This is a genomic window from Sphingobium sp. TomMM15 (assembly GCF_055397045.1).
In genome coordinates, this window is sequence record NZ_AP027314.1 from 2167803 (window position 1) to 2188255 (window position 20453).

Here is a 20453-nt window from a genome sequence, read left to right on the forward strand (position 1 = left end):
CGGTCGGGGGATGAGCGCCATCCTCTACAGTTTCCGGCGCTGCCCCTATGCCATGCGGGCGCGGATGGCGCTGATCATCAGCGGGCAGCAGGTGGAGTTGCGCGAGGTCGTTTTGCGCGACAAGCCTGCCGCGATGCTGACGCTGTCACCCAAGGGGACGGTGCCGGTGCTGGCGTTACCCGGCGGCGACGTGATTGACGAGAGCCTGGATATCATGCGCTGGGCGCTTCGCCTGGATGATCCGGAGGGTTGGCTCGACGGGGATGACGCGGCGCTGATCGCCGCCAATGACGGGCCGTTCAAGCAACATCTCGACCGCTACAAATATGCGACGCGCCATGGGTCGGACCCGCTGGAACATCGCGCCGCAGGGATGGCATGGCTGGGCGAACTGGAAGCGCGGCTGGAGAGCAGTGCTTTCCTGTGTGGCGAGCGCAGGATGCTGGCCGACATCGCGATCTTTCCGTTTGTGCGGCAGTTTGCGGCGGCTGATCAGGCGTGGTTTGACGCACAGCCCGTGCCGCGCGTGCAGGCATGGTTGCGCGCTTTGATCGGGTCGGAATTGTTTGACCGCGCCATGACGCGCAGAGCTGCATGGCAGCCGGATGACGCGGCGGTTTTTCTTTAGCGGCGCAGCAGGAAGACAGCGTGTTCGGCGAACAGGTTGGCGTTCGCGTGGGTGGTTTCCTTGTCGCCCTTCAGGAACCATTGACCATCGATCGTCCAGCCGCGATCCTTCACCAGCGCGCGGAAATCATCGACGGTGACATGGTGGATGTTGAGCGTGTCATACCATGTATCGGGCAGCAGTCGCGTTACCGGCATGCGCCCGCCCCACATCAGCGACAATCGTCCTCTCCAATGGGCGAAATTGGGGAAGGACACGAAGGCCTGGCGGCCGATGCGCAGCAGTTCCTCCACGACCAGGTCCGGGCGGCGCGTGGTCTGTAGCGTCTGGCTGAGGATCGCATAGTCGAAGCTGGCGTCGGGATAATAGGCAAGGTCGGTGTCGGCGTCGCCCTGCACGACCGAGAGGCCCCGGCCGACGGCGGCGGCGACATTGCCCGCGTCCAGTTCCAGCCCGCGCGCATCCACCTGTTTCGTGTCGCGCAGCGCCGCCATGAGCGCGCCGTCGCCGCAGCCGACGTCCAGCACGCGCGCGCCCGGCGTTACGGTGCGAGCGATCAGGGCGAGGTCCGGCCGAAGCGTCTCGCTCACGCGCGGCCGCCCTTGAGGAAGCCATCGACGACGCGGTTCAATTCCGGGCATTCCAGCAGGAACGCGTCGTGGCCGAAGGGGCTCGACAGTTCCACGAAGCTGGCGTGCGCGCCGCTGGCGTTGAGCGCGTGGACGATGATGCGGGATTCGGCGGTGGGATAGAGCCAGTCGGTGTCGAAGCTCACCAGGCAGAAGCGTGCCTTGGACGGGGCGAAGGCCGTGGCGAGGCTGCCGCCATGATCCTCCGCAATGTCATAATAGTCCATGGCGCGAGTGATATAGAGATAGGAGTTGGCGTCGAACCGCTCGACGAAACTCAAGCCCTGATGGCGCAGATAGCTTTCCACCTGAAAGTCAGCGTCGAAGCCGAAGGTCTTGGCATCGCGCCCTTGCAGGCGGCGGCCGAATTTCTCGGTGAGGCCCGCTTCGGACAGATAGGTGATGTGCGCGGCCATGCGGGCGACGGCAAGACCCGCGCTCGGCACCTGGGCGTCGGCATAATAATCGCCGCCGCGCCAGTTGGGATCGGCCATGATCGCCTGCCGCCCGACTTCGTGGAAGGCGATGTTCTGCGCGCTGTGTCGCGCGGTCGAGGCGATGACGATGCAGCTTTCCACGCGATCGGGGAAGATGGTTGGCCAGCTAAGCGCCTGCATGCCGCCCATGGAGCCGCCGATGACAGCGGACAGGCGATCGACGCCCAGATGGTCGAGCAGCAGCGCTTGGGCGCGCACCATGTCGGCGATGGTCAGCACCGGGAAGCGCATCGCATAGGGCGCATTGCTCGACGGATCGACGCTGGCGGGGCCGCTGGACCCCATGCAGCTGCCGATGACGTTGGCGCAGACGATGAAATGGCGCGCGGGGTCGATGGGTTTTCCTTCGCCCACCATGCGCCACCACCAGCCGGGCTTACCTGTGACGGGATGGTCGGACGCCACATATTGGTCGCCGGTCAGCGCGTGGCAGATGAGGATGACGTTCGACTTGTCCGCGTTCATCCGCCCATAGGTTTCATAGGCGATATCGACCGGTGCAAGGGCCGCGCCGCTGTCCAGCCGCAGGGGGCCGGACAGGCGGACCTGGCGGCGGAGGCCGAAACGGCTGTCGTCGGTGAAGGAGGCGCTGGCCATGGTGCAAGCGGGCTAGGACCGTGGAGGGGTGCTGTCAATCGGGTGGGGATGGGCTAGGACGAGGACATGAGCCAGACCCGCATTCCGATCGTCATCTATGGCCCCCTGTCCTCCTATCTGGAAGAGCAGTTGAAGGCCCGATTCATCGTGCATGAGTTGGCGGCGGCTGCCGATCCGGACGCGCTGCCCGAGGCGGTGCGGGAGGCGCGGGCGCTGGTGTCGTTCGGGGCGGTCGGCGCTTCTGCCGCGATCATGGATGCGCTGCCGAGGCTGGAGATGATCGGGCTGTTTTCGGTTGGCTATGACAAGGTCGATGTCGCGCATGCCAAGGCGAAGGGCATCAAGGTCAGCAACACGCCCGACGTGCTGACCGACGATGTGGCCGATCTGGCGGTGGGCCTGCTTTATGCGACCGTGCGCAATATTGCTGCCAACGATCGGATGGTGCGGTCTGGCAGCTGGGCGCGGGGTGGCACGGCGCCGTTGAGCGGCAGCGTAACGGGGCGCAGGATCGGGATATTGGGACTGGGCCGGATCGGGCGAGCGATCGCGCGGCGGCTGGAGCCGATGGCAAGCGAGATCATTTATCATAACCGCAGACCTGCACCGGACGCCCCCTATCGCTATGTGGCCGACCGCATCGCCTTCGCGCGAGAGAGCGAGGCGATGATCGTCGCGACATCGGGCGGGCCGGAAGCGCACGGGCTGGTCGATGCGGCGATGCTGGAGGCGCTGGGGCCGCAGGGCGTGCTGATCAACATCAGCCGGGGGAGCGTCATCGATGAGGACGCGCTGGTCGCGGCGCTGGCGGAAGGTCGGGTCGGTGGTGCCGGGCTGGACGTGTTCGCGCAGGAGCCGCACGTGCCCGAGACTTTGTTCGCCATGGATAATGTCGTGCTGCAACCGCATCAGGGTAGCGCCACGGTGAACACGCGCAAGGCGATGGCCGACCTGGTGCTCGCCAATCTGGACGCGTGGGCGGCGGGCAAGCCGCTGGTGACGCCGGTCATCTAGCAGCGCTTTGCCTTTGCCGCCGATGGCGCTAAAGCCCGGCCATGACGAAACCTGCTCCCAAGGAATGGATTCTGGGCATTTCGCCCTATGTGCCGGGTAAGGCAGCGGCCGATGATGGACGCCCGCTGATCAAGCTCAGCGCGAATGAAAACCCGCTGGGCACCGGCGCGGCCGCACGGGCGGCGCTGGTCGCGGCGACGGCAGACCTTGCGACCTATCCCGATCCCGGCGCGACGAAGATGCGCGAGGCGATCGCGGCGGTGCATGGCCTTGATCCCGCTCGGGTGATCTACGGCACCGGATCGGACGAGTTGCTGCACATTGCGGCGAGCGCCTATGCAGGGCCGGGGGACGAGATACTTTACGTCCATTACGGCTTTTCGGTTTACGACATCGCCGCGCGGCGGGTCGGCGCGACCCCGGTGATCGCGCCGGACAAGGATTATGCGACCGATGTGGACGCGCTGCTCGCCTGCGTGACGGAAAAGACCAAGGTCGTTTTCCTGGCCAATCCCAACAATCCCACGGGCACCATGACGCCGCGCGAGGATATTGCGCGGCTGCACGCGGCGCTGCGGACGGACATTTTGTTCGTGCTGGATCAGGCCTATGCCGAATATCTGGACCCGCAAGAAGATGATGGCGGGCTGGAGCTGGCGAAGAACGCCGCCAATGTGCTGGTAACCCGCACCTTCTCCAAAATCTACGGCCTCGCCGCTGAGCGGATTGGATGGGGCTATGCCAGCGCGGAGATCATCGACGCGTTGCACCGCATCCGCGCGCCGTTCAATGTCACCACAGCCGGACAGGCGGCGGCGATCGCGGCGGTGAAGGATCAGGCATGGGTGGATGCCAGCCGGGCGCACAATCGCACATGGCGGGCCTGGCTGACCGATGAGGTTGCTTCGCTGTCCAACCATGGGCTGCGGGCGGTGCCGAGCAAGGCCAATTTTCTGCTGATCCTGTTCAACGGCAAGCTGACCGCCGAGGCGGTGATGAAGGGGCTGTGGGACGAAGGTTTCGCGACCCGCTGGCTGCCCGGCCAAGGGCTGCCCAATGGTCTGCGCATCACCATCGGCACCGAAGAGCAGGTGCGCGCGGTCGCGGCGAAGCTGCGGGCGATGGCGGAGGCGGCCTGAACCATGCTGCCATTTGCTCGCGTCACCATCATCGGCCTTGGCCTGATCGGCTCATCCCTCGCGCGGGCTATCCGCGAATATATGCCGACGGTTCGGGTGACGGGGCATGATGCCGATCCAAATGTGCGGCAGATCGCGCGGGCTATCGACCTGTGCGACGATGTAACCGACACGGCGGGCGCGAGCGTGACCGACGCCGACCTGGTCGTGCTGTGCGTGCCGGTGCGGGCCATGGGCGTGGCGGCAGAAGAGATTGCGGACGATCTGCCCGCCGATGCGATCGTGAGCGATGTGGGATCATGCAAGGCCGATGTGCTGGCGCAACTGAACGCGGCCCTGCCCGGACGCGTCATCATCCCCGCACACCCGGTCGCCGGGACCGAGAATAGCGGGCCTGAAGCGGGTTTCGCCAGCCTGTTCCAGGGCCGCTGGTGCATCATTACGCCGCCTGCCGGAGCCGATCCGGCGGCGGTCGAGCGCATTTCCGAACTATGGCATCGCGTCGGCGCGGATGTCGAGACGATGGACCCGCAGCATCATGACCTGGTGCTGGCGGTGACGAGCCATCTGCCGCACCTTATCGCCTACACCATCGTCGGCACGGCGAGCGATCTGGAGGATGTGACCCAGTCCGAGGTCATCAAATATTCCGCTGGCGGTTTTCGCGATTTCACCCGCATCGCGGCGTCCGATCCCACCATGTGGCGCGACGTGTTCCTGGCGAACAAGGACGCTGTGCTGGAAATGCTACAGCGTTTCTCCGAGGACTTGTCGGCTTTGCAGCGGGCGATCCGGTGGAATGACGGGGACACATTGTTCAACCTGTTCACCAAGACGCGGGCCATCCGCCGGTCGATCATCGAACAGGGGCAGGACGATCCCAAGCCAGATTTCGGGCGGCGTCACTAGGACCGATCTTCTTACACGGAAGCATCGGCATTAAGGCTGATTTTCCGTCACCCCGGACTTGATCCGGGGTCCCACTGCCTCGGCAGCGTCAGAAAAGAAGCGGGACCCCGGATCAAGTCCGGGGTGACGATCACTCAAATATGATCATGCTCTAAGGCTTCGCGCCTTTTATCCGGGATCACTCGACCGCGTTTGGGTTGAGCTTGTCAAAGGCATGCGCGGGATTCAGCGCGTTGATCGCGGCATGGACGCGGATTTCGGCGTCTCGGCGGTCCAGGCCGGTCGGGATCACTTCCCCGACCTTGTAGGTGATGACGCCCGCGCGCTTCAGGAATTTGCCGCGCGGGGAAAGGCGCCCGCTGTCGATCGCGATCGGAACGACGGGCAAAGCGAGGAGGGAATAAAGGCCCGCGAAACCCGCCCGCAACGGCGGCGCCTCGCCATGAGGGACGCGCGTACCTTCTGGAAAGAGGCAAACGGCGCGGCCCTGATCGGTTGCGGCGCGGGCGGCGGCTCGCAGGGTCCGCAGGGCGCTGGCCCCAGCGGTGCGCTCGACCGGGATAAGGCCGTACAGCCGACCGATACGGCCCCACAAAGGAATGTCGAGCAGTTCGCGCTTGGCAGCGATGACCGGGCGATCGAAGATGCAGAGCAGGTCGATCGTTTCAAACATCGACTCATGCTTGACGATATAGAGATAGTTGCCGTGCGGCAGGTCGCCTTCGATCCGCACTTTTTGCCCGAGAATCCAGCGCGCGCAGAGGCGGTGGAAGCGGCCCCATGCCGTTGCCACGACCGGAACCCCAGCAGGCCATGGCCATGCCGCAGCCAGAGCAGCAAGAACCAGCAGCAAGGAGCCGCTGTAGAATATCAGCGTGAAGACGAGCGAGCGCAGGGCGGTGATCATAAGGCCGTTCTTCAAATCCCGACGAGCGCGGCGGCGCGGCGGAGGAGATATTTATTATATTCGCGCATCAGCATCCTGAGGCTCGGCCTGCTGGGCACGGCGTCATAGACGATCGTCAGATTGCCCGGCACCGCCTGGCGCAGTTCAAGCGCGGCGCGACGCATGTGCCAGTCCGTCGTGATGAGGCGGACGGTGCGGAAGTCCCTGCGCTCCAGCCAATGGGCGGTTTCGATGGCGTTCGAGCGGGTGTCGATCGCTTCGCGGCCCAAAGTGATGCAGCAGGAAAATAGCCGTTCGGGCCTTTCATATTGCGCCGCCAGCTCCGCCGGGCGGACGGAACGATCGACGCCCGAGATCAGCATTCGCTTTGCCGCACCCTCTTCAAGCAGGGCAAGGCCACGGTCGATCCGGCCCGCGCCGCCCGTCAGCACGACGATGGCGTCTGTCGGGCGGCCATCGAGCGGCTGGGGCAGGAAGATCGCGAACCAGGCGAAACCCAGCATCCAGGCGAGCAAGGTCACGGCGAAGAGGCGGACGATCATAGGAGCCGGCCCAGCGACCGCAGCACCGTCCATCGCGCGGCCAGCGTCGAGAGCAGGACGCCGCCTATGGGCAGGGTGGCAAGGATCAGCCAACTGCTCCACGGCAGGCTGATCGCCGCCAGCAGATCGGAACCCGTCGCCGCGAGCCGGGTGCCCAGCAGGATGATGACCAGCAACGCGGTGACGAAGCCCAGCAGGCCCCCGAACAGCGCGTCGAGGCCGATGCGCCGCTGAAAGAGCCGGGCGATCTGGACATCGGTGGCGCCCATCAGGTGAAGTACGTCGATCGTGCCGCGATGGCTGTCATGCGCGGCGCGCGCGGCGAGCACGACGATGGCGGCAGTGGCAAGCGCCATTAGCAGAACGATGCCAGCGGCGAGGCCACCTAGCGCGGCAAGCAGGCTGCCGAGCGGCTGGAGGAAGGCGGCGTGGGGTTCGACGCGAATATTCGGGGACAGAGTCGCGAGGACGCGGCCTAACCGCTGCACCTTGGCCGCCGTCGCACCGGGGGTTAGTTCGACATCTATCAGTGCGGGGATAGGCAGATCGCCGCTCGCGGCATCCTGGCCGAGCCAGGGACGAATCTGGTCGGCGAGGGTCGCCGGATCGACCGGATGGACGGCGCGCACGTCAGCGGATTTGCGTAACAGCCGAGCTGCCGCGCCGCTCAGCGCCTCGCGTCGGTCAGCATTGGCCTCGACAATCTGGATCGTGGCGCGTCCGGCGAGGTCGGCGCCGACCGACTGCACCGCCGCTGCAAGGCCAAGGCCAGAGGCGGCGGCAAGGACGGTCAGGAACATCATGATCGCGATAACCCAAGGCATGGGTCCAGCGACGCGGCCTTCGGGCAGAAGCCGGTGGCGGGCGGCGGCGGCGGCGCGGCGATCGGCTGCGGTCATGACGCGGCCATGCCTTGCGATCGGGGCGGGTAGCGCAGCGATCCGGTGGGATCGGACAGCCGACCCTTGTCCAGCCGCATCATCTGCGCGCCTTCGACCTGACCGATTAGCGGCAGGTCGTGGGTCGCGACGACGATGGTGGTGCCGAGGCGGTTGAGCGCTTCGAACAGGGTGAGCAGACGGCGGGCCATGTCGGCATCAACGTTGCCGGTGGGCTCGTCCGCTACCAGGATTTCGGGCCGGGCGATGACCGCGCGGGCGATGGCGACGCGCTGCTGCTCTCCGCCCGAGAGTGTCGCCGGGCGCGCCTGCCCCCGGTCACCAAGGCCGACCCAATTGAGCATCTCCGAGACCGAAGCGTCGATCTCGCTTTCCTCCATGCCTGCGACCCGCAGCGGCAGGGCGATATTGTCATAGGCGGACAGGTGCGCGACCAGCCGGAAGTCCTGGAAAACGACGCCGATGCGGCGGCGAAAGCCTGGCAGGCGCTTGCGGGGGAGCGTCACCACATCCTCCCCGAACAGCCGGATGACGCCGCGACTGGGGCGCTGGGCCAAGTAAAGGAGCTTCAGCAGCGACGTCTTGCCCGCGCCCGACGCGCCGGTCAGGAAATAGAAGCCGCCGCCATGCAGCGAGAAGCTGACGTCGGACAGCGTTTCGCTGTCCAGACCATAGCGCAGGCCGACATTTTCGAACTGGACGATCGCCGACATGCTTTAATGAATGCGCCTGCGCGCTCCCTGCTTCCCCTTGGATACAGCCATGGCACAGCGGGCAGGCAGGCGTAAAGCGCCAAGCACCATCATCCACCGAGTCGCGGCATCTTCGGCCTCCCCATTCAATGCCGCTTGCCCTCGAGTCCAAGCCATGGCTATGAAGCGTCATGATCCTGGTGTGTCCCAATTGCGCCACGCGCTATATTGTGCCGGACAGCGCCGTCGGCCCCGATGGCCGCCAGGTTCGCTGCGCCTCCTGCAAACATAGCTGGTTCCAGGAAGGTGCGGCTCTGCCGGTCAGGGAAAAGGCCGTGGAGATGGCGGAAGCGCCCGTCGCCGCCGAAGCGCGCCCTGCCCCGCCGCCGCCTGTTGCCTCTGCTCCGCCTCCTCCTGCTGCGCCTGTCGAGGCTCCGGCGGAGCCCGCTCGGGTAGTAGAAGCGGTAGCTGCGCCGATACCCGAGCCAGTGGCAGTCGCGCCGAGCATGTCAGCAGCGCAGACCGATAATAGCGTCGATGACATTTACGGCCGGCACCGCGAGGAACCTGCGGAAAGCTACGCCGCGCCGGTCAGGCCGCGCCGCAATCGCCTGAAGCTGTGGACCTATGCGGCAGTGCTTTTCTGCCTTGCGGTTGGCGGCATCGGGGGCGCGCTCTGGTATTTCGGCACGCCAAGCTGGGCGGTCAATCTGGGCTTTGTTTCGGAAGAGGGCGATCCGGACCTGCTATTCTACCTGTCCAAGCCCGCTGAGCGGCGCAAGCTGCCGACCGGGGAGGAATATTTCGCCTTTGGCGCGCGGATCGTGAACAGCGGGAAGCAGACTTTGCCGGTGCCGCCGGTGCTGGTGCAGTTGCGTGATCAGCAGAACCGGCTGGTGTTCAGCTGGACGACGAAGGCGGATCGCACGAGCCTGAAACCGGGCGAGGAAGCGTCGATCAATGAAAGCCGGATCGATATTCCGAAAAATGCCGAGAATTTGTCGCTGACCTTCGTTCAGTAAACGGCCAGCCTCGATTACCCCATCTCCGTTCGGGCTGAGCCTGTCGAAGCCCCTTCTTTTTCAAGAAAGTAAGCCCTTCGACAAGCTCAGGGCGAACGGTCATTGTGGGGCGGATGGTTTCACGGATAGCTCACCGTCTTGGGCCGCCCCTTCGGGATCGGGATGAATTCCTGATCATCGCCGGGGATCAGCGGGAAGCGCATCGCCTCCCAATCCTCGCGCGCCTGATAGAGGCGATCGGTCGAAGAGGAGACGAAGTTCCACCAGACATGGCGCGGCGTCTTGAACGCCTCGCCCCCGCAATACATTACGCGGCCGCCATCGACGCTCATCAACGTGGCGCGGGTGCCGGGACGCAGGACGTAGAGCGTCTGGGGCAACAGCGCGACGCCATCGAGCGCCGCGTCTCCGCCAGCGACATAGATGGCGCGCTCATCTGCATCGGTGTCGATCGGCACGGTCCCGCCGGGTGACAGTTGAATATCGGCATAGATGGTGTCGGCATAAGTCGTGACCGGCGATGTCGCGCCCCAAAGGCTGCCCATGATCACGCGCGCGCTCGCCCGGCCGCAATCGATCACGGGCAAGCCGCCCTCGCTGACATGCTCGAAGGCTGGCGCCATTTCCTCGATGCCGTCCGGCAGGGCAAGCCATGTCTGAATGGCCGAGATTTTGGACTCACGCACGCGGTCACTATCGGGCGAGCGTTCGGAATGGACGATGCCGCTGCCTGCGGTCATCAGATTGACCGCGCCCGGCTCGATCAACTGCTCCGTGCCCAAGGAGTCCCGATGCAGGAATGCGCCCTCGAACATATAGGTGACCGTGGAGAGATTGATGTGCGGGTGCGGGCGCACGTCGATGCCCTGCCCCGCACCGATCTTCGCGGGTCCGGCCTGATCGAAGAAGATGAAGGGGCCGACCATCGTCCGGCCCGGCGCGGGCAGTGAACGATGGACGCGGAAGTCGCCCAGATCATGGGTGGTCGGGCTAACGGTCTGGATGACGAGGTCGTCTAACGTCATGAGCTTTCCCCTGATCAGGCTTCGCCGGGCGCGCGGGCCTTGATCGCCAGCGCGTGAACCTTGTCGCGCAGCAGATCGGCAAGCGCGGCGTTGACCAGCCGCTGGCGGGCCACGCGGTTTTTCGCCGCGAACTCGGCCGAGACGATCTCCACCGTAAAATGGCTTTCGCCCGATCCGTCATGTCCCGCATGACCGCGATGCTTCTCGCTGTCGTCGATCACGGCGAGATGCTCTGGCGACAGGGCGGCGCGCAGCCGCTGTTCGATTTCCGTGGCCACCGGGCCTTTCAGTTGGGTGCTCATCGCCCCTATATAGGCCCTTTGTTTCATCACGCATCAGGGCAATCTTGTCTACCGACCCGTACTCGACCCGCCGTTTCAACCGCTTCCATGGCCGCGTGGAAAGTGACCGCCCCTGCGCGGTCAATGGGTGCGCCGAGCCCGGAGAGTTTCGCGCTCCGCCGCTGGAGGGCGCGTCACCCAATCAGGAAGGCCCGCGCTGGCGCTGGCTGTGCCTCGACCATGTGCGCGAATTCAACCAGGGCTATAATTTCTTCACCGGCATGAGCCCCGATGAAATCGCCGCCGCCCAACGGCCCTTTGCGGGGTGGGAGCGGGAGACGCGCGCCTTTTCATCGAATGCCACCAGCCGGCCGCCCAAATGGTCCGACTTCCAGGACCCGCTCGACGCGATCGGCGCCAAGTTCAAGGAGCGGGTGGCAAAGGCGCGGGCCGACGCGCAAATGCGCGAGGATGGCAAGTTTCTGTCTAACGAGGATCGCAAGGCGCTGTCTGTCATGGGCCTGTCCATCGATGCGGATCGCAAGGCGTTGCGACAGCGTTATACCGAGCTGCTGCGGCGCTATCATCCCGATCATAATGGCGGCGACCGCAGTCATGAAAGCGCATTGCAGGGCGTGATCGAAGCCTATGGGCTGCTGTGCAAGGCGGCTGCCTTCGCGTGAATGGGCAGGCCGCGCCGGATGGATTGGCCACTCGACACCGGCCTTCGCCATGGGTTACGGCGGAGGAGAGCGAATAGAAAGAAGAGCAATGACCGACATTCCCAACGTCCAGCCCGATACCCGATCAGAGACGCTGCTGGCTGCGCCCGACCGTGAGGTGGATGCGCGGGAAGTGTTCGGCATTGACGTCGATCTGAAAATCCCGGCCTTTTCCGAAGCGGACGAGCGGGTGCCGGATCTCGACCCCGCTTATGTGTTCGACCCGGATACCACGCTCGCAATTCTGGCGGGTTTTGCCTACAACCGGCGCGTCATGGTGCAGGGCTATCATGGCACCGGCAAGTCGAGCCATATCGAGCAGGTTGCCGCCCGGCTGCGCTGGCCCTGCATCCGCATCAACCTGGACGCGCATATCAGCCGTATCGACCTGGTCGGGCGTGACGCCATCGTGCTGCGCGACGGTCAGCAGGTTACCGAGTTCCGTGAAGGATTGCTGCCTTGGGCGTTGCAGCGCCCGGTAGCGCTGGTGTTCGACGAATATGACGCAGGGCGCCCCGATGTCATGTTCGTGATCCAGCGCGTGCTGGAAACCGATGGCAAGATGACGCTGCTCGACCAGAATCGCGTAATCCGACCCAACCCGCATTTCCGGCTTTTCGCGACCGCCAATACAGTCGGGCTGGGAGACACAACCGGCCTCTATCATGGCACGCAGCAGATCAATCAGGGCCAGATGGACCGCTGGAACCTGGTGGTGACGCTCAATTACCTGCCCGCCGCGACCGAAGCGCAAATCGTCCTCGCCAAGTCGGGGGAGTACGATCATGAAGGCGGCCGCAAGGAAGTCGAGAATATGATCAAGGTGGCGGAATTGACCCGCCAAGGCTTCATAAATGGTGATATCTCCACCGTGATGAGCCCCCGCACCGTGATCAGCTGGGCGCAAAATGCGTTGATCTTCAACAATATCGGCTTTGCCTTCCGCCTGTCCTTCCTCAACAAATGCGATGAGGCGGAACGGCCGCTGGTGGCGGAATATTATCAGCGCGTGTTCGGCAAGGACCTGCCGGAAAGCGTCGCCCACCGGGCGGCCTGACGCAATGATAGTCGTAGAGCGCATCGCGCCGGATGGCAGCGCGCACCGGGTCAACATCCGGGGCCATGAGCTGATCGTCGATATGACGCCGCCTGACGGGCATGATGCCGGACCTGATCCGCATGACTTGTATGATTCGGCATTGGGTGCGTGCAAGGCGATGACGATGCTCTGGTATGCGCAGCGCAAGGGCATCCCGGTCGAGGGCATCCATGTTGGCGTCATCCGTGATGCGAGTGAGGAACGGGACGGCATCTACCGGCTGACGACGCGGATCGCGCTGAGCGGGCCGTTGTCGCAGGAGCAGCATGATACGCTGATCGGCGTCGCCGCGCGCTGCCCGGTTCACAAGCTGATGAGCGAAGTCGAGACGCGGATCGAGACCATTGCCGTGCCACCTGTGGGCGAGGGCGAACGGCCGTGACGGAAGCCAGCACCCTGGTCGCTGATCAGCGCCGCCTGCCCTTGGAGCGCGCGTTCAACCTGCGTGACTTTGGTGGCTATGCGACGGCGGATGGGCGCGTGGTTCGTCGGGGCGCGCTTTTTCGGTCGGGGACCATGGCCCTGCTGAGCGATGCGGACGCCGCGCATCTGCGCTCGCTCGGCATCCGGGCGATCTGCGATTTCCGGCGAGGCAATGAGCGCAGCGCCGAACCGACGATCTGGCATGGGGCGGAGGTCGATTATTTCTGCCGCGATTATAGCGAGAGCAGCGGCGTTCTGGGCGACATGCTGAAGCGGAAGGATGCGACCGCGCAGGACATGCGTGACGCCATGATCGCGCTCTATCGTGCCATTCCGGCGGACCATGCCGCATCCTATCGGGCGATGTTCGCGCAAATTGCCGCCGGGCGCCTGCCGATCATTATCAACTGTTCAGCTGGCAAGGACCGCACCGGCGTTGGCGCGGCGCTGATCCTGGCGGCTTTGGGCGTGCCGCGCGAGACAATCGTCGAGGATTATCTGCTGACCAAAGAGCATGCCGATTGGAATTGGTTGCTGAACCAGCGCAACTCGCTGGTTGCGCGGGCATGGTCTGCCCGGGCGGAGGCGCTGGAGCCCGTACTGACGGTCGATGTGGCTTATCTGGACAGTCTGTTTGCAGAGCTGGATGCGAACCATGGCGGGATTGAGGGGTATCTGGCCGGATCGCTCGGTATTGACGAGGGCGCGCGCCACGTCCTGCGTGAAAGGCTGCTCGGCTGATGGCGGAGCGGTCGCCTCTGGATGCCTTCAAGGATGTGCTGTCGGGCGCGGCCCGGTCAATCGCGCGCGATGCCGAGGTGGAGGTAGGCTTCACCGCCGACGCGCCGCACATGGCGGGCAAGGCGATCAAGGTGCCGACACCGGGCCGGAACCTGCCGCCCGATCAGGTGGCGCTCGCTCGCGGGTTTGCTGACGCGAATGCGCTGCGCCTGCGTCACCATAATCTGCGCATGCATACGGCCGCTGCGCCAGCCGACGCGACCGCGCGCGCGGTCTATGACGCGGTCGAGCAGGCGCGGGTGGAGGCGATTGGATCGCGGGCGATGGAAGGCGTTCGGGACAACCTCAACCATGCGCTGGACTTGCGGCTGAAGTCAGACCCGCTGCGCCGGGCGCGATCCGCCGATGAAGTGCCGCTTTCGACTGCGCTGGCGTTGAAGGTGCGCGAGCGATTGACCGGCCAGCCGATCCCCAAGGATGCCGTCACTGGCATGGCGATGGTCGATAAATGGATCGAGGAGAAGGCGGGCGCCGATCTCGATGCGTTGGGCCTCGCCATCGACGATCAGCGCGCCTTTCAGAAGCTGGCGCAGGCCATGCTGGAGCATCTGCAACTCGTAGAAAGCGATGTGCCGCCTCAAACCGATGAGGAGGAGCCGCAGGACGAAGGCGAGGACGAGCAAGAGAGCCAAGAAGAAGGCGATTCCGGCGAGGAGGACGCTGGCGACAGCGATATGAACGCCGAGGCGCGCGCCGAGGATCAGGGCGGCGACACCGAGGAAGGCGAAACCGAATATAGCGACGATTTCGACGCCGACAGCGATGAAGGCGCCGACGACATGGGCGATGAGGGTATGATGCCCGTCCGTCCCAACCGACCGATGTCCGACTTGCCGCCCGGCTTCGACTATAAGCCTTACACCGTCGCGCATGATGAGGTGGTGACCGCCGAGGATTTGTGCGACGAGGATGAACTGAACCGCCTGCGCGGCTTCCTAGACCAGCAGCTCGTCAGCCTGCAGGGCGCGGTGACGAAACTCGCCAACCGGCTGCAGCGGCGGTTGATGGCGCAACAGTCGCGGTCGTGGGACTTCGATCAGGAGGAAGGGATGCTCGATGCCGCGCGGCTGGCGCGCATTGTCATCGATCCCACCCGGTCGCTTTCCTACAAGATCGAGCGGGATACCGAGTTTCGCGATACGGTCGTCACGCTGCTGATCGACAATAGCGGCTCCATGCGCGGCCGGCCGATCAGCATCGCCGCGATCAGCGCAGACATCATGGCGCGGACGCTGGAACGCTGTGGGGTCAAGACGGAGATATTGGGCTTCACCACGCGCGCCTGGAAGGGTGGGCAGAGCCGGGAGGCATGGCTGGCCGCTGGACGGCCGCCAATGCCGGGCCGCCTCAATGACCTGCGGCACATCATCTACAAGAAGGCTGACGAGCCGTGGCGTCGGGCGCGCCGCAATCTCGGCCTGATGATGCGCGAGGGGCTGCTGAAGGAGAATATCGACGGCGAGGCATTGCTGTGGGCGCATCAGCGGCTGATCGCGCGCAACGAAGAGCGCCGCATCCTGATGGTGATTTCCGACGGCGCCCCCGTCGATGATTCCACCCTGTCGGTGAACAGCGGCACCTATCTGGAGCGCCATCTGCGTCAGGTGATCGAGTGGATCGAGAACCGGTCACCGGTGCAGCTGGTGGCGATCGGCATCGGTCATGACGTCACCCGCTATTATCGGCGGGCCGTCACCATCATGGATGCCGAACAGCTTGGCGGGACGATGGTGGAGCAGCTGGCCGGTCTGTTCGACGAAGATTAGGCCGAGACTGTCCCGGCTTGACCACCTGAGCCCGGCCTTCCCTTGAAAAGAAGATCGGCGATCTCGACCTTGGGATAGGGGTGGGCAGGCGTTTTTTGAGGAGTGTGCCATGAGTGTCGCCTTTCGCCGCGAGAGCGACGAGGAGCATCTGGAGCCGACGTTCGAGATCCCGATTCCACCTGGCCCCAATTGGGTAACGACGCGCGGGCTGCGGCTGACGCGCGAGAAGGTCGAGGCGCTGGAGGCGATTGATGCGGCGGCGATGGCTGAAGAGGAGGCGAAGAAGCATAAGCGCGAACTGCGCTACTGGCGTACGCGGCTGGCAACGGCGCATCTTCAGCCAGCAGCGGCGGGGGACGCCGTGACCTTTGGTTCGCGCGTGACTTACCGGCTGAATGGCGCGGAAAAGCGGATCGACATTGTGGGCGATGACGAGGCGGAACCGGCAGAGGGGCGGATCGCCTTCACCGCACCGCTTGCGCGCGCGATGATGGATGCGGAAGTGGATGAGACAATCGATTTCGCTGGCAAGCCGGGCGCGATCACCATCATGGCCATCGAAACGATCGACGGAGAATAGCGACGGTCATCCAATGTCTTGCAATAAAAAAGCCCTCCAGTTTTATGCTGGAGGGCCTTTTTATGTGTCAGCCGTTGCGGCCAGCTTCGAACAGGAACCAGGCGCGCTCTTCGGCCTGGTCGGTCCAGTCATCGACAATGCCTTCGGTCGCGTTGTCACCCGCTTCGGTGGCGGCGGACTTGGCGGCGCGCAGCGATTCGACGAGGCGAAGATTATCCTCGCGCAGTTCGTTCAGCATGTCGGCGGGGCTGACATATTCCGCGTCATTATCCTTGATCGACTGGTGACGGCCAATGTCGCCGATCGACCGCAGGGTGGTGTTGCCAGTCTTGCGCACGCGTTCCGCAATGGCATCGGTCACCGCCAGGATTTGCGCCGCCTGCTCATCGAACATCAGGTGATAATCGCGGAAATGCGGTCCCGACACATGCCAGTGAAAATTCTTGGTCTTGAAATATAGCGCATAGCTGTCCGCGAGCACGCCGTTGAGCGCTTGCGCCACGGACTTTGTGGCGTTGCTGCGCAGGTCGGTGGGCGTGTTGAGATCGGGGGCTGTCATGTCTTGCTCCTGGCTCGTGAAAATGATTTCGGGGGTATAATGATCTGATGGCGATAAGGTGCCATCTCAGGGCTGGAATTACCCGACGAAATCATCGCTCAGACTGATCCATTCCGTCGATCAATGAGAGGCGTCTACACCAGCCCCATGGCGGTCACGCCCAGCATTAAGGCGATGATCAGCATCAGTGCAGCGGCGGTCAGGCGGATCGCCCTGACGGGCTTCGCAGGCAAGATGCGGTCGCGGAGCAAGACGACCGGAACGAGCGCCGCCGTCACACCGAGTGCGCCGCCAATTCCGGCCAGCAGCGGTTCTGCCGTCCGCGTCGCGATGCCCAGGATCAGGAATTGAGAGCCATCGCCAAAGCCAAGGATGAACAGCCCCAGCGCCGTGGTGAGGAAAGGCCCCGTCGGCCATTCCGCGAGAGGATCGGGGGCTTTCACCCGCCAAAGAAGGCCTATGCCCAAAAACAGCACGGCCAGGGCCAGAAACAGCAGCCGCGCATTAGATGCCAGCATCGGCGCCAAAAACGCGCCCGCGACGGCGCCGATCGCCGCATTGGCCGCAGCGGCCAGCATGATGCCCGCAATGATCGCGCCATCGCGGCTGAAACGCGTCGCCAGCGCCAGCACCAGCAATTGATTCTTGTCGCCAATCTCAGCCAGGAAGCATCCGAGCAGCGCGGTCAGCAATGCATCCATCGGCAGGGGCGGTCGTCAGCAGGAAAGCGGCGTTCCGGCGGTTGCTGCCGGTTTCGCTGCCATGAGGATCGGTATCACCTGCGCATCGGACATTTCCGCCGCGATGGCATCCCGCATGAGGTCGAGGTAGGATAGTATGACCGGCCCCGTCCCCTGCAACGACAGGGCGGATTGCAGCGTGTCCGCCAGCCCTTCGACGCTGTCGAGATGATAGGCGCGGGCGACATGGCGAATCTGGTCAACTTCATCGCTCAATCGCAGCAGGCTCACCTGCCCGCGCTGCCCCGCAAGGCCGTCGACGCGGCGCAGCATATCGGCAAGAATGGCCAGCATCGGATCATGTCGCATGGGAAGCATCCCCCTGTCCTGTCGCTCCGATGACAAGATGCATCGGAACCTGTTAAGGCCGCGTAAAGTCTAGCACGCGGCCCGTTCAGCCGCCACGCGCGTCTTGACATTATCCCGAATCTCCCTCATGGGCGGCTGCTGAAACGGGGCGGCCCTTCACGGGGCCGCTTCTCTTTTTCACGATATTCACGACCAGGAACCAGGGCCATGGCCAAGCCAGCAACCGTCAAGATTCGCCTCGTCAGCTCGGCTGACACCGGTTTCTTCTATGTTACCAAGAAGAACCCGCGCACGAAGACCGAGAAGCTGAGCTTCCGTAAGTACGACCCGGTCGTGCGCAAGCATGTCGAGTTCAAGGAAGCCAAGATCAAGTGATCTGAAGGCGGCTTCGGTCGCTTCGATCCATTTGATGGCTTCGATGGAAAAGGCCCGCCCCTGTCAGGGAGCGGGCCTTTCCTTGTGCCATTGAAACTGTGCTTTTCGTTCGCTTCGAGCTTGCCGAGAAGCGGTGTGAGAGGCTTCTCGACCTCGCTCGAAGCAAACGGAGGAGGGCGAAAAGCCCTCCCACCCATCAGTTGCCGACTGGCTGACCGTCCGTGCGCGTCACGACGATGGTCGATGAGCGCGGCTGCTGCCCCGCGACCGGCCAGTCACCCGTGGGATGCTGGATGTTGACGAAGAAGGTCTTGAGGTTCGGCGTGTAGGCGATGCCGGTGATCTCACAGCCAGCGGGGCCGACCAGAAAGCGTTTGGACTGCTTGCTGGTCTGATCGACATAGAACATCGCGTTGTGGCCAAAGGCCTGATCGATGGTCGTGCCGGTCACGCCCGAATTGCCGGGCACGCTGTGGTCCGTCTGCACCCAGAGGCGACCCTGCGGATCGATGCGGATGCCGTCAGGGCTGGAGAAGGTGTCTCCATTGATATTGCCGACCAGATTCGCTCCGCCCGAGGCCAGGGCGGGATCGCCTGCCAGCAGGAAGATTTCCCAGGTGAAGGTCGTCGCCAGCGGCGAATTGTCCTTCTCCTTGAACTTGATGATGTGACCGTGGAGGTTGCGCGTGCGCGGATTGGCCGCGTCGGTGACCTGGCGGCCGCTATTGTTGGTCAGCGTGCAATAGATGGCGCTGTTGTCCGGCGCGACGGTCAGCCATTCCGGACGATCCATCACGGTGCCGCCCGCGACGCGCGCGGCCGACTTGGTGTTGATCAGCACGTCCGCCTGGCTGTTGAAGTTGACGATGACGGGCGTGGGCGGCGTCGTGCTCTGGCTGATGTTGCCGGGGTCCGAAGCGCCGGGCAGCAGGCCGTTCTGCCCCTGCACCAATGCGCGCCATTCGCCCGTGCCGTCGGCGTTGAAGCGGGCTACGTAGAGCGTGCCATAATCCAGCATGCCGGTATTGGCGGCACGGTTGGATGTGCTGAAAGCGCGATCGGGCACGAATTTGTAGATGCAGCCCGGCGTGCTGTCGTCACCCATGTAAAAGGCAACGCGGTTGTTGCTGTCGGCCATATGCGCGACATTTTCATGGTCGAACCGGCCCATGGCGGTGCGCTTCGTCGGATCGGCCAGTTCCTGATAGGGGTCGATTTCAACCACCCAGCCGTAATTTTGCGCAGGCTGCGTCGGGTCGAGATAATTGTCCGTAGTTTCTTCGCAGGTCAGATAAGTGCCCCAGGGGGTGCGGCCGGACGAGCAGTTGTTGAGCATGCCCTTGATCGTGCCGGACAATTGGCCCGCTGCGGGTCCGCCCGCGCGATAGCTGCTGTTGCCGGTGTAGCGCTTGTTGAAGCGCGAGCCTGCCTTCACCGTCCATTTGCCATCGCTACCCTTGGCGACTTCCACGACCGAGATGCCGACTGCCGAAAGCGCCAACGCTTTCTGGTCAGCGGTGGCAGTGGCGGCATTGTAGCTGCCTGTGAAAAGGATGTTGAAGTCGGGCAACTCATGATTGATCGCGATCAGTCCGCCACTGTTGGCGTCGGTGCCCGACAGCGCGAAATATTCCATCCCGTCATGGTTGCCGCCCGCCCATTTTTCGGCGTCGGCTGGCGTCGGGAAGCTGCCCGAATAGGGGGTGCCAGCTTCAACGGAGTCGCCTGCTTTCAGCAGGATATCGACGGTGTAGCCAGCCGGGACCGTGACCGTATCATTCTGATTGGCGGCAACAGGGGCAAAGGCGATCGCATAGTTGGGCGTGGGCGTCGGAGTAGGCGTGGGGCCAGGCGTCGGGGTTGGGAAACCGGACTCATCATCATCGCCGCAGGCCGCAAGCGTGCCGAGCATCGGCAGAATGGAAAGACCCAGCAATCCATTCTTCAGCACGGACCGGCGGCCGGGATTGGCGGCGACGATGGCTTCAAGGCAGTCGTTGCCTACGTCGATCCTGGGTTCCGCATCGCGAAAAGGCGCGCGCGCCTCGTCGGTAAGGTGAGACATGAATTACCCCTGTTCCAGATCGGACTGTCGGCGGAATGCCGCGTCCCTGGGCCGGGGCTTGGCAGCGCTGCGTGAAATCAGCGCTTCATTTCAGGGACATGGGCATGAAAGACCGATGACGGTCTGATGACGATCACCGATAGAGCGCGCTGCGCTTAATTGGACGCAGGTCGCGCGCTCTAGTTTTGTTTTCGCATCGTTGTAGACGCAAAACCGGTTCCCACTTTTGCGCA

24 protein-coding genes are annotated in these 20453 nt (G+C 64.0%); 12 read left to right on the top strand and 12 right to left on the bottom strand.

Going from position 1 to position 20453, the window contains the following annotated elements; genetic code table 11:
* The first annotated feature begins 10 nt into the window (after window positions 1-10).
* Window positions 11-628 (top strand): glutathione S-transferase, encoded by a 618-nt coding sequence (locus ACZ51H_RS10785; protein ID WP_464771502.1) that lies wholly within the window; start codon window positions 11-13, stop codon window positions 626-628.
* Here ACZ51H_RS10785 and metW read toward each other — a convergent pair.
* Entirely contained in the window at window positions 625-1218 is a 594-nt protein-coding gene (gene metW / locus ACZ51H_RS10790; RefSeq protein WP_196224833.1) for a methionine biosynthesis protein MetW, read from the bottom strand. The two genes, ACZ51H_RS10785 and metW, sit on opposite strands and share 4 nt — an antisense overlap.
* Window positions 1215-2351: a homoserine O-acetyltransferase MetX gene (gene metX, locus ACZ51H_RS10795; protein WP_464801812.1), complete on the bottom strand. Its 1137-nt coding sequence runs from the start codon at window positions 2349-2351 to the stop codon at window positions 1215-1217. Before metX ends, metW begins: the two co-directional genes overlap by 4 nt.
* A 66-nt stretch (window positions 2352-2417) precedes the next feature.
* Between metX and ACZ51H_RS10800 the strand changes: the two genes are divergently transcribed.
* The 3 genes from ACZ51H_RS10800 to ACZ51H_RS10810 are packed head-to-tail and all read left to right on the top strand — an operon-like array spanning window position 2418 to window position 5413.
* Entirely contained in the window at window positions 2418-3365 is a 948-nt protein-coding gene (locus tag ACZ51H_RS10800) for a 2-hydroxyacid dehydrogenase (protein WP_464801813.1), read from the top strand.
* 41 nt (window positions 3366-3406) lie between these two features.
* Window positions 3407-4504: a histidinol-phosphate transaminase gene (gene hisC / locus ACZ51H_RS10805; protein WP_464801814.1), complete on the top strand. Its 1098-nt coding sequence runs from the start codon at window positions 3407-3409 to the stop codon at window positions 4502-4504.
* Window positions 4505-4507: 3 nt separating this feature from the next.
* A complete protein-coding gene (locus ACZ51H_RS10810; RefSeq protein ID WP_464771506.1) occupies window positions 4508-5413 on the top strand; it encodes a prephenate/arogenate dehydrogenase family protein in 906 nt (301 codons plus the stop codon).
* 178 nt (window positions 5414-5591) lie between these two features.
* Here ACZ51H_RS10810 and ACZ51H_RS10815 read toward each other — a convergent pair whose 3' ends face one another.
* From ACZ51H_RS10815 to ftsE, 4 genes are read right to left on the bottom strand one after another with little or no spacing between them, the layout of a single operon-like run.
* The gene (locus ACZ51H_RS10815; RefSeq protein ID WP_464801815.1) at window positions 5592-6320 is read right to left on the bottom strand and encodes a lysophospholipid acyltransferase family protein; all 729 of its coding nucleotides are present in this window, start codon (window positions 6318-6320) and stop codon (window positions 5592-5594) included.
* 11 nt (window positions 6321-6331) lie between these two features.
* Window positions 6332-6862, bottom strand: a complete 531-nt coding sequence (locus ACZ51H_RS10820; protein ID WP_460986996.1) for a YdcF family protein — start codon at window positions 6860-6862, stop codon at window positions 6332-6334.
* Window positions 6859-7761: a cell division protein FtsX gene (locus tag ACZ51H_RS10825; RefSeq protein WP_464801816.1), complete on the bottom strand. Its 903-nt coding sequence runs from the start codon at window positions 7759-7761 to the stop codon at window positions 6859-6861. The genes ACZ51H_RS10820 and ACZ51H_RS10825 overlap by 4 nt, the downstream gene beginning before the upstream one ends.
* Window positions 7758-8474, bottom strand: coding sequence for a cell division ATP-binding protein FtsE (gene ftsE / locus ACZ51H_RS10830; protein WP_464772639.1), 717 nt, complete (start codon window positions 8472-8474; stop codon window positions 7758-7760). Before ftsE ends, ACZ51H_RS10825 begins: the two co-directional genes overlap by 4 nt.
* Before the next feature lie 170 nt (window positions 8475-8644).
* Between ftsE and ACZ51H_RS10835 the strand changes: the two genes are divergently transcribed.
* Entirely contained in the window at window positions 8645-9475 is an 831-nt protein-coding gene (locus ACZ51H_RS10835; RefSeq protein ID WP_464793924.1) for an MJ0042-type zinc finger domain-containing protein, read from the top strand.
* A 119-nt stretch (window positions 9476-9594) separates the two neighbouring features.
* On the opposite strand, the gene ACZ51H_RS10840 is transcribed toward ACZ51H_RS10835, so the two are convergent.
* Window positions 9595-10500 (bottom strand): pirin family protein, encoded by a 906-nt coding sequence (locus tag ACZ51H_RS10840; protein WP_449474456.1) that lies wholly within the window; start codon window positions 10498-10500, stop codon window positions 9595-9597.
* Window positions 10501-10514: 14 nt separating this feature from the next.
* Window positions 10515-10802 (bottom strand): BolA family protein, encoded by a 288-nt coding sequence (locus tag ACZ51H_RS10845; RefSeq protein ID WP_449474457.1) that lies wholly within the window; start codon window positions 10800-10802, stop codon window positions 10515-10517.
* 44 nt (window positions 10803-10846) lie between these two features.
* Here ACZ51H_RS10845 and ACZ51H_RS10850 point away from each other — a divergent pair, with 44 nt between their 5' ends.
* From ACZ51H_RS10850 to ACZ51H_RS10875, 6 genes are all read left to right on the top strand, one after another.
* The gene (locus ACZ51H_RS10850) at window positions 10847-11464 is read left to right on the top strand and encodes a DnaJ domain-containing protein (protein ID WP_464801817.1); all 618 of its coding nucleotides are present in this window, start codon (window positions 10847-10849) and stop codon (window positions 11462-11464) included.
* A gap of 88 nt (window positions 11465-11552) precedes the next feature.
* Entirely contained in the window at window positions 11553-12560 is a 1008-nt protein-coding gene (cobS, locus tag ACZ51H_RS10855; RefSeq protein WP_464793926.1) for a cobaltochelatase subunit CobS, read from the top strand.
* Between the two features lie 4 nt (window positions 12561-12564).
* Complete coding sequence (locus tag ACZ51H_RS10860; RefSeq protein ID WP_460987001.1) at window positions 12565-12984, top strand: OsmC family protein; 420 nt, start codon at window positions 12565-12567, stop codon at window positions 12982-12984.
* On the top strand, window positions 12981-13766 hold the full coding sequence (locus ACZ51H_RS10865; protein WP_464801818.1) for a tyrosine-protein phosphatase: 786 nt from the start codon (window positions 12981-12983) through the stop codon (window positions 13764-13766). The genes ACZ51H_RS10860 and ACZ51H_RS10865 overlap by 4 nt, the downstream gene beginning before the upstream one ends.
* Window positions 13766-15592: a cobaltochelatase subunit CobT gene (gene cobT / locus ACZ51H_RS10870; protein ID WP_464801819.1), complete on the top strand. Its 1827-nt coding sequence runs from the start codon at window positions 13766-13768 to the stop codon at window positions 15590-15592. The genes ACZ51H_RS10865 and cobT overlap by 1 nt, the downstream gene beginning before the upstream one ends.
* A 109-nt stretch (window positions 15593-15701) precedes the next feature.
* Complete coding sequence (locus tag ACZ51H_RS10875; RefSeq protein WP_464801820.1) at window positions 15702-16172, top strand: GreA/GreB family elongation factor; 471 nt, start codon at window positions 15702-15704, stop codon at window positions 16170-16172.
* 67 nt (window positions 16173-16239) lie between these two features.
* Here ACZ51H_RS10875 and ACZ51H_RS10880 read toward each other — a convergent pair whose 3' ends face one another.
* The 3 genes from ACZ51H_RS10880 to ACZ51H_RS10890 form a co-directional block, all read right to left on the bottom strand.
* Window positions 16240-16731 (bottom strand): Dps family protein, encoded by a 492-nt coding sequence (locus ACZ51H_RS10880; protein WP_464801821.1) that lies wholly within the window; start codon window positions 16729-16731, stop codon window positions 16240-16242.
* Window positions 16732-16865: 134 nt separating this feature from the next.
* Window positions 16866-17432: a TMEM165/GDT1 family protein gene (locus ACZ51H_RS10885; RefSeq protein ID WP_464801822.1), complete on the bottom strand. Its 567-nt coding sequence runs from the start codon at window positions 17430-17432 to the stop codon at window positions 16866-16868.
* A gap of 15 nt (window positions 17433-17447) precedes the next feature.
* Window positions 17448-17780, bottom strand: a complete 333-nt coding sequence (locus ACZ51H_RS10890) for a hypothetical protein (RefSeq protein ID WP_449474466.1) — start codon at window positions 17778-17780, stop codon at window positions 17448-17450.
* Between the two features lie 207 nt (window positions 17781-17987).
* Here ACZ51H_RS10890 and rpmG point away from each other — a divergent pair, with 207 nt between their 5' ends.
* A complete protein-coding gene (gene rpmG / locus ACZ51H_RS10895) occupies window positions 17988-18155 on the top strand; it encodes a 50S ribosomal protein L33 (protein WP_007687342.1) in 168 nt (55 codons plus the stop codon).
* 196 nt (window positions 18156-18351) lie between these two features.
* Here rpmG and ACZ51H_RS10900 read toward each other — a convergent pair whose 3' ends face one another.
* Window positions 18352-20220 carry a PhoX family protein gene (locus tag ACZ51H_RS10900; protein ID WP_464801823.1) on the bottom strand — a complete coding sequence of 623 codons (1869 nt, stop codon included), beginning with the start codon at window positions 20218-20220 and terminating at the stop codon, window positions 18352-18354.
* Window positions 20221-20453 lie beyond the last annotated feature (233 nt).